A 14,622-nucleotide genomic window follows, 5' to 3' on the forward strand; every position below is an offset into this window, starting at 1 on the left:
CATGACGGATTATACCAACTTAAAACTATCGATTGATGGTCATACTGCAACGCTAACATTGAACAACCCACCTGCTCATACGTGGACGATGGACAGTCTTAAGGCGCTTAAGCAATTGGTCACTGACCTCAATGCTAATGATGAGGTATATGCACTAATCGTTCATGGTGATGGTGAGAAGTTCTTTTCAGCAGGCGCCGATCTGAACAATTTTGCAGATGGCGATAAAGGTCGCGCGATCAGTATGGCGATAGCCTTTGGTGAAGCATTTGAAGCGTTGTCAGCCTATCGCGGTGTTAGTATCGCGGTTATCAATGGCTATGCGATGGGCGGTGGTCTTGAGTGCGCACTCGCTTGTGATATCCGTATTGCAGAAGATCATGCTCAAATGGCCTTACCTGAGACGGGTGTGGGTTTGTTACCCTGTGCTGGTGGTACCCAAAATCTAACAGCTTTGGTAGGTGAGGGTTGGGCAAAGCGCATGATATTGTGCGGCGAGCGCGTCGATGCCGAGACGGCACTACGCATTGGCTTAGTCGAAGAAGTTGCTGCAAAAGGTGAGGGATTACAAACAGCACAAGCATTGGCGCAAAAAGTTGCTAAACAATCACCGGTTGCGGTCAGTTACTCTAAAACGCTTATTCAAGCGGCAAGAGACACGCCACCTGCGCAAAACCTTATCCATGAGCGTGAAGCCTTTGTTAAATTGTTCGATACTGAAGATCAGCGTGAAGGTGTGCAAGCATTTTTAGAAAAGCGTAAGCCCGTTTGGCAAAATAAATAACCTTAGCGTAAATATAATAATATTATTTCACTTTTTCATTTTGTAGGTCACTTTTATGACAGCAGCTATAGAAGGCACGCCAGACGCGCCGGTATTATTCAGCACCGAGGCGACAGATTGTGGTCACCTTATTGGGATAATGACGTTAAATATGCCAAAGTCTCTTAATGCCTTGAGCGTTGAGATGTGTCAGTTGTTATCGCAGCAACTAGAGCAATGGCAAGGTGATAAGCAAGTGGTGGCATTGCTATTAAAGGGCGCAGGCGACAAAGCGTTTTGTGCAGGCGGTGATATTCGCAAGCTTTATGACAGTATGTCAGCAACAGCGCCTATGCCAAATCCTTATGCGACAGATTTTTTTGGTCATGAATACAGTCTTTATCGCCAAATGCACTTTTATCCCAAGCCATTAATCTTATGGGGTGACGGCATCATGATGGGCGGCGGTATGGGTTTGATGGCAGGCTGTAGCCATCGTCTAGTCACTGAACGTACCCGTTTTGCCATGCCAGAGATTACCATAGGCTTATTCCCCGATGCGTCCGGCAGTTGGTTCTTACAGCGTATGCCAGCCAAAACAGGCTTATTCTTAGGATTAACGGGTGCGATGTGTAATGGCAGTGATGCACTACTAGCCAACTTAGCAGAATATGCAGTTGCCAGCTCTGATTATGATGCCATCATGCAACGTTTGAAGCAAAGTGATTGGCAACCGGCAGCTGATACGGATAATAAAGAAAGCCATAAAGAAAACAACAACAGCGCTCATAGTATCGTGAGTCGAGCATTAGCGGCGCAGCCTGTTGCTGAGCTACCTGCTAGTAAGCTTGCGCAGCATTGGCGTGCTATCCAGCAGCTGATGAACAGTGGCGGCTTAGGTGATATCGATGCGCTATTACAAAGCGATAAGGCGCTTGCAGAGCTTGATTCAGATTTTGCTGCCGACAGCTGGTCACAGCGAGCTGTAGCAACCTATCGACATGGCTGTCCAGTGACTGCAGCGTTGACCTATGCGTTATATCATAAGGTGACGGATTTATCGCTAGAGCAGGTCTTGTATCTAGAGACCAATGTCGCTGTACATTGTGCGGCTAACCCTGATTTTAAAGAAGGCGTACGGGCGTTATTGATTGATAAAGATCGGACGCCAAACTGGTCTCGTACGTTAGCTGAGTGTTTGAGCACTGAGGGACAAGAGTATATCCAGCAGCACTTTACCAATCCATATGCCAAAGGCGAGCATCCTTTAGAGGAGTGGCTTAGCGCGGCAGCACTCGGTAATAAAGCGGTTCGCTAATCAGATATTTAGTATCTGATTTAAGACAACTTAGCTAGATTGAATAAAAATTAAAACCAATTGCATAATCAATCATCAAGGAGTGATGAGATGGCTACAAAGGATACAGGTTCAAGTAATACAACTACGACTGATAGTAATGATAATACAGCAAAGCCAAATATCGCCTTTATTGGGCTAGGTAACATGGGCAGTCCAATGTCAGAGAACTTATTAAAAGCAGGTTATACATTATCGGTTTATGACTTGTCTACAGAGGCAACTGCGCGTTTGCAACAAGCAGGTGCTAGCGTGGCTGATAGCCCAAAAGACGCAGCACGTAATGCTCAAGTGATCATCAGTATGTTACCTGCTGGTAAGCATGTCCATTCTGTTTATTTAGGAGATAATGGCTCTGACGGTCTACTTGCGGACTTACCAAAAGGTACTTTGGTCATTGATAGCAGTACCATAGCCGCAGCGGATGCAAGGGCAGTGGCAGAAGCTGCGACTAAGCTTGGTATCGACTTTTTAGATGCGCCAGTCTCTGGCGGTACGGGCGGCGCTATTGCTGGTACGCTAACCTTTATCGTTGGTGGAGAGGATACAGCCTTTGCCAAAGCTGAGCCGATACTGGCTGTGATGGGTAAAAATATCTTTCATGCAGGCGAGCATGGCGCCGGACAAGTGGCGAAAATCTGTAATAACATGCTGCTTGGGATTTTGATGGCAGGCACGGCCGAAGCGATTAATCTGGGCGTCAAAAACGGTCTCGACCCAAAAGTGCTGTCAGATATCATGCTACAAAGCTCAGGTCGTAACTGGACGCTAGAGGTATACAACCCTTATCCGCAAGTGATGGACAATGTGCCATCGAGCAACGGCTATCAAGGCGGCTTTATGAGTAAGCTCATGCAAAAAGACCTTAACCTTGCCATGCAGACCGCTGAAGATACTCAGGTAGAAACGCCAATGGGCGCTAAAGCCACTGAGCTATATGCCGCGCATACTGTCGACAATGGTGATAGAGATTTTTCTAGTATTATGGCGCGTCACGACAGTTCTGTATTGTATTAAAATATCAGAAACCACTAAAAAAGGTCTGCACTATTACGATAATGCAGGCTTTTTTTAGTGATTTCTGATTTATATCAAGGTTTTAATTTGGCAGCTCATAGACCAAAGCCTGAATATCTTGTGCTGCTTTTTGCAGTCGTGGCACATGGGTTAAGAGGTCATCTAAAGACACCCGTATGGTTGGCGCATGCAGATAAAGCGAGGCAAGGTAGCGCGATTTTCTATCTCGTATTGGTACGGCGATTGCCACCATCTCAGAGATAAACTCTTCATTGTCGATACCTATGCCCGTTACGGCGATACGATCAAGCTCAGCATTTAATGCATCGATATCGGTGATGGTGTTTTTGGTAAATTTATCCAGCGACAGGTTTTGCAGTATTTTGTCACGACTTACGCGCGGTAATTGACTCAAGTACAGCTTGCCAGTTGCGGTACACCACATCGGTGATTTTGCACCCACTGGTAAATAAATCTGTATCGGCAAGGTCGTCTGTGCACGATTGGTATAGATCATATTCATCTGATAAGGCACACCGATACCGCAAGTCTCTTTGAGCTCATCGACCAATTTTTGCAAAATCATTTGCCGCTCATTAAAGAACAGTCGCTGCTGCCAAAGCTCAACACCCAAATTGCGCACCCGTTTGCCCGGTATAATACCGCCGCCAATATCGACGGTCACAAAGCCTTCATCGACCAAGTTTTGAATCAATCGATGAATGGTCGGCTTTGGGATGTCAAGCTCTTGAGATAGTTCAAGTGGCGAAAGCGGCTTTGAGGCATAAGATACCGCCTCAATAATCTCTAGCACACGGGTAATCGATGATACTTTAGGCATATGAGTGACTCAATAAGAATAAAAAACTAAACAGGCAATTAGACCATAACAGATGCAGGCGCTAGCATAAAATAGGCATAGTAAATAAAGCGATAAGGCTAACAACGAATAAGCATAAAGGCCGACAGTGATTGGCTTATTGATTCTAATTTAGCACAATATAGCGCTTAGACAAGCCTGACTTTATAGCGCCTAGACAAGCCTGACTTTCATTATATAGCAGCGTGTTTATCTTGCGTGAATTTATGACCAAATTATCTGATATTTTTCAGGTTTTTAGCAATATTAGATACGTTCAGTCACAAACAACAACAATCTGTAGTAATTAACCCCATAACTGTTATTGCGTTATTCGGTGAGATGCTGCATCATGCAGACATATTTTGTAATACCTTTACATGAGCGTTAAGCATTCCGATAATCATGTTTGGGCTGCGCGGTGGCTTTAGGAGCATTGTGTAACAAAAAGGCGAAGTATTGCGGGTTGGTAGCGTAATTATTACAATATCTATGCAATCTTTACATAACGGTAAATAAAAAGTTCGTTCTTAGGGGTGACTTTTTGAACCAAAATTGTTTTAATCCTCGCATCAAAATGATTGTTTAAAAAAGCTAGATTTTCATTTTTTTATGGGCGCGTTATTTCATACTTTAGGAGAGTAATCATGAAACTTATTCAATTAACAGCAATTACTGCTGCCGTTTTAGCCTCAACTGCTGCTCTTGCAGCTGAACCAGTTATCGTAGTTGATGGCAATGATGCTGTTGTATACGAAGTTGAGCCAGTAGCTGTTGCTTACAATGCTGACGCAGGTGTATTACGTAATACTACTGGTGCGGTTGTTGGTGGTACTAAGACTTTCTTCCAAACCGTTACTCATCCAGCAGCGATCAGCGCTGAAGTTGGTACTTTAGGTTATGGTGCTAACATCGCTTGGGGCTTAAACGACAAAACTGAAATTCAAGCTGGTTGGGCAGGTGGCGATGTTGCTGATCTATTCGGCGGTGACTTTGATGCTAACGATATCAACTACGATGTAGATTCTGACTTTAGCAACCCGTACCTAGGCGTGCAATTACGTCCTATGTCTAACTGGTTCACTGTTGGTGCTGGTATCATCGTTCCTGATAACGATATCAATGTACGCGCTAACGCTGAAGGTGAAGGTTATTACAGCATCAATGGCGATAAATTTTATGCTGGCGCAGCTCCAGATAGAGTTAACGACGAAGACTTCGGTGGTCAGAACGTTGGTGCTTTAGAAGGTACTATCGAACATCGTAATAAGCTGGCGCCATATGCTACTATTGGTTTCCGTCCTAATATCACCAATAACTTTGGTCTATTTGGCGAGCTAGGTGCTGCATATATGGGTAAAACTAATGCTACTATTAATCGTGTAGCTGGAAATCCTAACCCTGCTGCTGATATCGTCGCAGATCAAGCTGAAAAAGATTTAGAAGATAAAAACTGGTTAGAGTGGATGCCAATCGTTAAAGTTGGTGCAACTTACCGCTTCTAATTTAATGACAGTCTGAGTACTGTTATTAAAAGAAGAATAAGTTTAAAAAACGATCCTCTCGAGGGTCGTTTTTTTATGTTTAAAATAAGGTGAATAGTCTCATGGAGTATCGAAGCTTTGTATCTTTAATAGATGATGACCGTTTGTTGGGAAACAATAGCGGCAATATGATAACCGCTTGTCTCATCAATTATCGTTGGTAAATGCAGAGTGTCTGCCACTGGTTTGATTAACTCAGGAATATAAGCGGAATAATCCATACCTAACCCTTGGGCAAGGGTATATTGACGTATTTTGATAAAACTTTCTTTTATTTGCCATAGTAATTTAGCGACAGTGTCACGTTGCGTGCTGTTTAGAGCTTGTAATATAGCCAGCTCGTTAGTATGGTAAAAGCGCTGCGCCACTTGCCATTTCACATTATTGGCTTCTATGTCGATGCCTACAGGTCGATGACAACTAATAACTACTGCAACTTTATTATCTAAACTATCTAACCTATTAAAAGGTTTTTCTTTGTTCAGTTGAGCCGCGTTACTTTGACTACTTGCGCCAGTATGACTAAAACACACATAATACTGACTGCTGGTCAGTCGATAAGGGAAGCTTGTTTCATCCAAAGTATCTCTAATATTCATTTTCTCAAGTAGTGCCTGTAACAGTAGCCGCACACCGGCACGTTGCTGCTGGCGCTGATGACGAGCAATGTGAGGAGCAGATAAAGATAAGTGAGCATCGGCTGTTTGCTCATAATGAGGCTGGATAGGGCGCACTTGAGCAGTCGCACACCATGTCACGGTCATAGGGTCGAGATTGGTATAGTGGATATTGTCTAGTATTAAGTTTTGCATAGATTTTGTATGAAAGAGACTTTGTATGAGAGATTTAGGGTTTATAGGCGATGTAACATGTATCTTAGTCTAATAAAAAGCAAAAAGCCCAACAATGGGTTTGTTGGGCTTTTTAAGACGTATAGTGTCTTGTGCTCTATATCTTAGTAAGACAGTTCAGCGCGGCGGTTTTGCGCATACGCATCTTCTGTGGTGCCAGCAGCAGCAGGGCGCTCTTCACCATAGCTGATGACACGGATATTATTTGCTGCAACGCCTTGAGCGGCAAGATAATCACGTGCTGCTTGGGCACGGCGCTCACCCAATGCCATGTTATATTCACGGCTACCGCGCTCATCGGTGTGACCTGCGATAACTACGCTTGCATTTGGATTAGATTTTAACAGACCAGCGTGTTGATTTAAAACGCCAGCAGATTGTGAGGTGATTTCACTGCTGTCAAAAGCAAAGTATACAACGGCTTGGATGTTCTCAGCACCAGTGATGACTGCATTTGAGTTGTCGACGATGACAGCACCATTGTAGCCAACTTGACCACCTGGGATACCTAGTGGAGCAACCACGACTTCAGAAGTAGCGCGCTTGGTAGCACAACCTGATGCTAGAGCGACAGCGCTTGACAATACAGCAAGGGCAGCGATTTTTGAAAAACTGGTTGACATAATAAGCTCCAAAAATTTTAATGAATTAGATTTGTTGTTGTAAACTGCTTACGATAAAACTTGGGCAATTACTATCTATCATATACTAAATGTTACTTTATGTAAGTACTATTACTGTAAATAATGCTAGTCTTTACAAATAGATATAATGCGTATTATGTCGAGATTTGTACCATAATAATAGGGGTTTGATCAGCAGTGCTTTCTTATTTTAATTTATCAGCACCCTTGAAATTTGGCGCGTCAGGTCAATGTAGCTAGGTATCGCTGTAAAGGCTGTTATCATTATAACCCTCATAAAAATCAATAGGAATCTATATGTCTACCGCTGAAACCGCTGCGCAAATTATCAATCCAGATATGCCTGATGTGCCGCTTCATACCCCCAATAAGATCCATTTAAAAGATTACCAAAAGCCAAGCTATGATGTTGAAACGGTTGATTTGGACATCAAGCTATTTGAAGACCATGCACAGGTAGACAGCGTGTTAAAAATGGTACGTCAAAGCGCAGGTGATCTCGTTTTATTTGGTGAAGAGTTAGAGTTGTTGGCGCTGACGATGAATGGTGAGGTGTTGACCTCTGAGCGTTATGAGCTGTCAGCAGGGAAGCTTACGATTAGTGAGGCTCCTGATGAGGTGACATTAGCCATTCAAGTACGTATCTGCCCGCAGACCAATACTGCGCTTGAAGGATTTTATATGGCGGGTAGTGGTGACGATACGATGTTTGTCACCCAGTGTGAGCCGGAAGGCTTTCGTAAGATTACCTTTTATCCAGACCGCCCTGATGTGCTTGCGATATTTACTACCCGTCTTGAAGCAGACAAGCGCTATCCGACGCTATTGGCCAATGGCAATTTGGTTGAAGCAGGGGATATGATCGATAACCCAGACCGCCATTATGCGATTTGGCATGATCCAACCAATAAACCAAGCTATCTGTTTGCTTGTGTGGTTGCTGACTTGGACGTCTTGGCGGATAGCTATACGACCAGCGAAGGTCGAGAGGTATTGCTGGAAGTCTATGCAAAGTCTGCTGACATCGATAAATGTGCTGTCGGTATGCAGGCACTTAAAGATTCGATGCAATGGGATGAGGTCAATTACGGCCGTGCTTATGACCTTGATCGTTATATGATCGTTGCAGTCAGTCAGTTCAATATGGGTGCGATGGAAAATAAAGGTTTAAATATTTTTAATACTGCCTGTGTGTTATCTAGCCCTGAAACGACGACAGATAGCCGCAGTTTTAGTGTAAAAGCCATTATCGCCCACGAGTATTTCCATAACTGGACGGGCAATCGGATTACGTGCCGTGATTGGTTCCAGTTGTGTTTAAAAGAGGGCTTTACTGTTTATCGTGATCAGTCGTTTTCAGCCGATCAGCAATCACGCGCGGTACAACGTATTGATGATGTCGCCACCTTGCGCGCCCATCAGTTTGCAGAGGATGCAGGACCACTTGCGCACCCTGTGCGCCCTGAGAGCTTTGTTGAGATTAATAACTTTTATACTACCACCGTCTATGAAAAAGGCGCTGAAATCGTGCGCATGATTGCCAATACCTTGGGCGCGGATGATTTTCGTAAAGGGACCGACGAGTATTTCCGCCGCTATGATGGTCAGGCGGTGACCGTCGAAGACTTCTTATCGGCGCTTAGTGTTACCAATGATAAGGTAGAAGACTTTATTGATTGGTATCGTCAGCCCGGTACGCCAGTGGTGTCCGGTCATCAAAACTATGATAGCGCGACGCAAACCTTGAGCATTACTTTAAGTCAGCAAACCCGTCATGTGAGCGGATTTGCTGCATCAAAACCGTTGCCAGTACCAGTTGCCACGGCGTTATTTGATAAAGAAAGCGGTAACATTATCGCTGAGCGTATGCTGCTGTTAGACCAAGCTACACAAACCTTTACTTTTGAAGGTATCAGTAGCGAGCCTATCGTCTCTTTGCTACGTGATTTTAGCGCACCCGTGCAGCTCAATTACGACTATCAAGATGAAGATTTGGCATTTTTACTCAAATACGAAACCAATGGTTTTAATCGCTGGCAAGTCACGCAGATGCTGGTAAACCGTATTTTATTGCAAACCCAAAATACAAAAAGTAACCCAGATATTTATCTGGCGGCATTGGCACAGACCTTGCCAGTGCTCGCAGCTGAAGATGCGATGCTAGCGGCGCGTTTGCTTGATATTCCATCGGCGCAGGAGCTGGCAGCGGCTATCTCTAAAGACTATGATCCCGATCAGGTCAAAGCGCAGCGAGAGGGCTTATATCAGCAGTTGGCAGCGGCGTTAAAAGACCAATGGGCAGTATTGTATAAGCAGTTGCCAATGCAGGATTATGAGGACAGCGCGGAAGCACGTGGCAAGCGCGCGCTACGTAATGTGGTACTGGATATGGCGTTGACGGCAAATGTGGAAGGCGCTGGCGAGTGGGCACAGCAGCAGTATGAACATGCCAGCTGTATGACGGAGCGTTTTGGGGCACTAAAAGCCATGGTCAATCATCAAGTGGCGCAGGCGGATGCGTATTTGGCAGATTTTTATCAGCGTTTTCAAGCGGATGATTTGGTGATTGATTTGTGGTTTAGTGTGCAAGCGTCAGCTGATAACGTCAGTGCCGATGTTATTAAATCACTATTAGCACATAAAGATTTTGATTGGAATACGCCCAATCGTGTGCGCGCAGTCATCAGCGCTTTTACCTCGCAGCCAACTGCATTATGGACACCAGCAGGTTTGGATATCTATACAGACGTGATTAAAAAGCTAGATGACTCCAACCCGATGATAGCTTCGCGCTTACTACAAATATTGGCACGTTGGAATACCTTAGCTGAGCCACGCCGTCAAATGGCGTATGAGCAGCTGCTTGATGTACAACAGCAGGTATCTTCTAAGCACGTGCATGAGAGCCTAAGCAGTGTACTGGGCGCAGCAGTGAAGTAGAGTAGTATTAAAGAGCCAATATCATAAGCTTAAACCTAAAAAAGCCCGTTTGACACTAAAATGTCAGACGGGCTTTTTGATAAGCAGTGCTCACTGGATAAGCTATGATTAACGGTTAGGTAAGACGTCTTTAACCATATCACGTAAATTATGTAGTGCAGTAACGGTGCTATCCCAGTCTAGGCAGCCATCAGTAATCGACATGCCGTATTCTAGTGCAGTCAAGTCAGCAGTCAGCTCTTGACGACCGCCTTTTAAATGGCTCTCAATCATCATACCTATGATAGATTTGTTGCCGTTTCTGATTTGCTCCGCGACGTTTTGGATGACCATCGGTTGCAAATAAGGGTCTTTACCGGAGTTAGCATGACTTGAATCAATCATAATCTTATTACTGGTTTTGCCTTTCGCTAATGCGTCCTCTACTTGAGCAACGGCCGTTTCATCATAGTTGGGCTTGCCATTGCCACCGCGAAGTACCACGTGAGCATACGGATTGCCTTTAGATTTGATGATAGACACTTTGCCATCTGATGACAGACCTAAAAAGCTATGACCGGCTTTTACCGCTTGCATAGCGTTGACTGCGACCGTCATACCACCATCAGTACCATTCTTAAAGCCAACTGGGCATGATAAGCCTGAGCTCATTTCACGATGCGTTTGGCTTTCAGTCGTACGAGCACCAATCGCTGACCAGCTGATCAAGTCCTGCATATACTGCGGCGTGTTCGGATCAAGCGCTTCGGTAGCACAAGGTAGTCCTTTTTCATTCAAATCAAGTAGCAGCTTACGGGCAGTACGCAGACCTTTTTCGATATCAAAGCTGTCATTCATATCTGGGTCATTAATCATGCCTTTCCAGCCAACGGTCGTGCGCGGCTTCTCAAAATACACGCGCATCACTACAAATACACTGTCTTCTATCTCTTTTGCCAATACGGCTAAGCGATCAGCATATTCATGAGCGGCTTTGATGTCGTGAATAGAGCAGGGACCGATAACCACAAACAAGCGCTTGTCTTTGCCATCCAAGATATTTTGAATGGTCTTACGACCATTTAGAACGGTTTTATAGGCTTCGTTTGATAAAGGAAGTTCGGTTTTTAGCTCATTGGGTGTGATTAATGGAATAAATTTTTCAATATTCACGTCGTCAATTTCTGCATTATGGGTAGCGGTTGTTATCATGATTATATATCGTCTAGCTGATTTATAGGGTCTTTCATTATGCGGACAAAAGTACCAGTTGACAAGGGCAGTCGAGCAGTTAATTGACTGATAACTGGAATGCGGATGCGAAAACTTGGTTATACTTGACGATTGTGGGTAGGAGCAAGCGGCGTTCATAATGCTGGATTTCTTTGAGCAACTTCGCTATTTTTATCATCGTCACGTATGATGGCACTATAGATAGCTGAGTTTGCGCACCAAAGAAGTCGCTGATTATGATAGTACATGTCCTATACTAGCTACGCTATGCTATATTTTATAATATCTATGTTTTATCTCTTGTACGACTTTCACTGTAACATTTTATTATTAAGAGTTTGTTATGACCGATACCGCTATGCTTCAGCCTGATTTAACTGTGCCATTTGATCATTGCAAATCAACTCCTGTAGCGCGTCAGCCGCTTGTTATCGGTATCGTGGCTGGTGAAGTGTCGGGGGATAGCTTAGGCGCTGACTTTATGCAGCAGATGAACAATCTACGTGATGACATCATATGGGTTGGTGTTGGCGGCACCAAGATGCAAGCACAAGGGCTTAAGAGTATTTTTCCACTGTCCCGTTTGGCAGTTATGGGGTTGGTAGAGGTGATGGGGCAGTTGCCGGACTTGCTTAAGGCGCGCCGTGAGTTACTGACAGCTTTTAAAACTGCAAATATTGATTGGTTTATTGGCATAGATGCGCCTGATTTTAATCTTCGAGTCTCTAAAAAGTTAAAGCCTCAGGGCGTGTTTTGCGTGCAGTATGTCAGCCCCTCTATTTGGGCATGGCGTGAGTCGCGTATCCATAATATCAAAGCGGCAACCCACTTGGTGCTTTGCTTGTTTCCATTTGAGCTGCCCGTCTATGAGCGTCATGATCATCCGGCGATATGCGTTGGGCATCCATTGATGCATACTATTGACCAGTCACTGCTCGACATACCCATTAATCAGCGCCGTAGTGAGCTGGTTTGGCACAATGATGGCTTACAGCAGTTTTTTATTGAACGCTTTGATGAAGTCAGTCAGCTTATTTGTGTGATGCCAGGCTCACGGCGCGGTGAAATAACCGCTATTTTGCCACTGATGTTAGATGGTATTCAAAGGCTGCTATTATTAGACCCAAAGCTGTGCTTTATCATTCCAACCATTGATCAAAATCATCAATATATCGTCCAAGATGTCATTGATAAGCGCTCAGAGCAGCTGCGAGCAGCGATTGTGGTGGTTTATGATGACAGTCAGCCTGCATTTAGTCAGCAAGCGATGGCAGCATCAGATATCGTGATGTTAGCATCGGGTACAGCCACGCTTGAGGCGATGTTACTTGAGCGTCCGATGGTGGTCGTGTATCAGCTCAATCAGCTGACTTATCAGATTGCCAAGCGTCTGGTAAAGGTTCCTTATGTCGGCTTACCCAATATTTTGGCAGATAGCGCGATTGTACCTGAGCTTATCCAAGAGCAGGCAAGTGGTGACAATATTTGCCGTACCGTTATGCGTCTGTTGCAGCCCCGTGCTTATGCTGAGCAACTAAAAGCGCTTATTGATACCAAGCATTTGTTGCAGCAGCAAAGCAATCATCAGCCTGCTAATAGTGTGATTGAACAATGGTATCTGCAAGACAAGCTGCCAAAAACGCTGTAAATCTAGCCCGCGCATCCGCCTTATACCTCATTAACTAATGCAAATAAGATCGTACAATCAATGAATAACATGCCACATATAGAAAGCAATATTTTACAAGTTGAACGCCGTATCGAGCAGATTGATATTAAAGGACAATATATTAATTTAGCCTCTGCAATTTGTTTGTCTGGTCACCTTAATGTCACTGAATTACATGCTCAATATACACAAAATATCGCACAAAATGATACGGGGTCAGTACTACAGATCGGGGTTGATGAAGCGGGGCGCGGACCTTTGTTAGGCAGTGTTAATGTCGCGGCAGCACTATTGCCACGTGCTTGGTCAGGACTGATTGAAGAGCAGCCCCTCAAAGATACGCCGTTATCGATATTGACAGACTCCAAGCAGCTAAGCGAAAAAAAACGCGACATACTTTATCCGCTGGTTCAGCAGTACGCCGTCGGGCATATCGTCGCTGATATACCGGCAGCGGTCATCGATCAGATAAATATCTTGCAAGCCACCATGCTGGGCATGCGTTTATGTACTGAGGTGTTATTAGAGACGCTTACCAAGCACCTTGATATGGAGCATAAAAGGTTTTTTGAGGTGTTGATTGATGGCAATCGCTGTCCGGATTTAGATAGTGCAAAGCTTGTAAAACTTGGTATCGAAGAATCAGCCCTTGACTGCCAAGCGTGGGTCAAAGGCGATGGTCGTCATACCAGTATAGCCGCTGCCAGTATTTTGGCTAAGGTAAGCCGTGATAAGACCATGTATGCACTTGACGCTGAATATCCTGAATATGGCATTGCCAAGCATAAAGGCTATCCGACGCGCGCCCATATGGAAGCTATTTCAGCTCATGGCGTGTTAGCCGCGCATAGACGCAGTTTTGCACCGATACGAAAGGCATTAGAAGGTGAGCATTAAGGCTTTGATAATGAAGCAAGTGCATACAAAAGTTAGTATAGCTACGCCAATCTCAACTTATCGTAGGCTTTTGGTTTTTATAGAATTTAAAATTCTAATTGTTTTAACTGAAATTTTAAAAACTAAGTAAACCAATACCTTAGAAAAACAAGTTGAGAGTGGGGTGTATAGCTATATAATTCTATATTTTATAAATAGCCTAAGCAAAAAAGGTTTACTATTTAACAGTAAGCCTTTTTTAATGGCCTCTTTTAGACAAATGATTAAAAGGAAGAGTCAGGTTGCTGCAAAAATGTCAGCTCTGTTGCAGTGGATTTTCTACCTACTACCTCATTACGATGCGGATAACGCCCAAACTGCTTGATAATTTCTTTGTGACGCTGCTCGAAATCTAAGGTCAGGGCATCATCAAGCTGCTCAAATAATGGCAGATAGCGCTGATGAATCATCAAAGATTCTGAATGCATAAACGGCATAATAAGAAACTTACGCCATTGCGTTGGTAAGGTATGAAAATGTGGCTGCAAAATAGCTTCTTGCGCCAATACCAGTGCCATACCATCTTGGGCAAACGCGCACGCTTGCTCGCGGCATAAATTGCGTGAAAACTGATCTAGCACGATGATTTCTGCCAAACGCCCAGCCAAAGCAGTGATGGAGCTATTACTATCGGCTGGCGCGTCTGCAATGCGCCAAGTGACACATTGCCCTTGCTTCGCGGCTTGCCAAACCTTGCCAAATTTAGCCTTTATCTGCTGATCAAAAGCATCATTTTGCTCAAACCAATAAGGCTTATTGTCTTCGTCAAACCAAAAATCCAATACGGCACGCGCATCCAGATCGAGATACTCTAAACTTATGTTTTTTGG

At 44.2% G+C, this 14,622-nt stretch carries 12 protein-coding genes; 7 read left to right on the forward strand and 5 right to left on the reverse strand.

Going from position 1 to position 14,622, the window contains the following annotated elements; genetic code table 11:
* The 3 genes from ABYU67_RS06415 to mmsB all read left to right on the forward strand — a co-directional run.
* Positions 1–784: enoyl-CoA hydratase (locus ABYU67_RS06415; protein WP_372844175.1), on the forward strand; the 784-nt coding region annotated here is incomplete at its 5' end.
* 55 nt (positions 785–839) lie between these two features.
* The gene (locus ABYU67_RS06420; RefSeq protein WP_372844176.1) at positions 840–2,081 is read left to right on the forward strand and encodes an enoyl-CoA hydratase/isomerase family protein; all 1,242 of its coding nucleotides are present in this window, start codon (positions 840–842) and stop codon (positions 2,079–2,081) included.
* A gap of 90 nt (positions 2,082–2,171) precedes the next feature.
* Positions 2,172–3,137: a 3-hydroxyisobutyrate dehydrogenase gene (gene mmsB, locus ABYU67_RS06425; RefSeq protein ID WP_372844177.1), complete on the forward strand. Its 966-nt coding sequence runs from the start codon at positions 2,172–2,174 to the stop codon at positions 3,135–3,137.
* Between the two features lie 82 nt (positions 3,138–3,219).
* Here mmsB and ABYU67_RS06430 read toward each other — a convergent pair whose 3' ends face one another.
* Positions 3,220–3,978, reverse strand: coding sequence for an IclR family transcriptional regulator (locus ABYU67_RS06430; protein ID WP_372844178.1), 759 nt, complete (start codon positions 3,976–3,978; stop codon positions 3,220–3,222).
* A gap of 665 nt (positions 3,979–4,643) precedes the next feature.
* Between ABYU67_RS06430 and ABYU67_RS06435 the strand changes: the two genes are divergently transcribed.
* Positions 4,644–5,501: a hypothetical protein gene (locus ABYU67_RS06435; RefSeq protein WP_372844179.1), complete on the forward strand. Its 858-nt coding sequence runs from the start codon at positions 4,644–4,646 to the stop codon at positions 5,499–5,501.
* 125 nt (positions 5,502–5,626) lie between these two features.
* On the opposite strand, the gene ABYU67_RS06440 is transcribed toward ABYU67_RS06435, so the two are convergent.
* On the reverse strand, positions 5,627–6,352 hold the full coding sequence (locus ABYU67_RS06440; protein WP_372844180.1) for a 4'-phosphopantetheinyl transferase superfamily protein: 726 nt from the start codon (positions 6,350–6,352) through the stop codon (positions 5,627–5,629).
* A gap of 143 nt (positions 6,353–6,495) precedes the next feature.
* Positions 6,496–7,014 (reverse strand): peptidoglycan-associated lipoprotein Pal, encoded by a 519-nt coding sequence (gene pal, locus ABYU67_RS06445; protein ID WP_201551049.1) that lies wholly within the window; start codon positions 7,012–7,014, stop codon positions 6,496–6,498.
* A gap of 360 nt (positions 7,015–7,374) precedes the next feature.
* Between pal and pepN the strand changes: the two genes are divergently transcribed.
* Positions 7,375–9,975, forward strand: a complete 2,601-nt coding sequence (gene pepN, locus ABYU67_RS06450; protein ID WP_372844212.1) for an aminopeptidase N — start codon at positions 7,375–7,377, stop codon at positions 9,973–9,975.
* Positions 9,976–10,083: 108 nt separating this feature from the next.
* Here pepN and ABYU67_RS06455 read toward each other — a convergent pair whose 3' ends face one another.
* Complete coding sequence (locus ABYU67_RS06455) at positions 10,084–11,166, reverse strand: 3-deoxy-7-phosphoheptulonate synthase (RefSeq protein WP_372844181.1); 1,083 nt, start codon at positions 11,164–11,166, stop codon at positions 10,084–10,086.
* Positions 11,167–11,530: 364 nt separating this feature from the next.
* Here ABYU67_RS06455 and lpxB point away from each other — a divergent pair, with 364 nt between their 5' ends.
* Together lpxB and ABYU67_RS06465 are read left to right on the forward strand one after the other, a co-directional pair.
* Positions 11,531–12,835 (forward strand): lipid-A-disaccharide synthase, encoded by a 1,305-nt coding sequence (gene lpxB / locus ABYU67_RS06460; RefSeq protein WP_372844182.1) that lies wholly within the window; start codon positions 11,531–11,533, stop codon positions 12,833–12,835.
* A gap of 69 nt (positions 12,836–12,904) precedes the next feature.
* A complete protein-coding gene (locus ABYU67_RS06465; RefSeq protein WP_372844183.1) occupies positions 12,905–13,753 on the forward strand; it encodes a ribonuclease HII in 849 nt (282 codons plus the stop codon).
* A gap of 263 nt (positions 13,754–14,016) precedes the next feature.
* Here the strand turns inward: ABYU67_RS06465 and ABYU67_RS06470 are convergent, their stop codons facing one another.
* Positions 14,017–14,592 carry a DUF924 family protein gene (locus ABYU67_RS06470; RefSeq protein ID WP_372844213.1) on the reverse strand — a complete coding sequence of 192 codons (576 nt, stop codon included), beginning with the start codon at positions 14,590–14,592 and terminating at the stop codon, positions 14,017–14,019.
* Positions 14,593–14,622 lie beyond the last annotated feature (30 nt).

The sequence above is a fragment of the Psychrobacter sp. genome (assembly GCF_041554015.1).
GTDB lineage: Bacteria > Pseudomonadota > Gammaproteobacteria > Pseudomonadales > Moraxellaceae > Psychrobacter.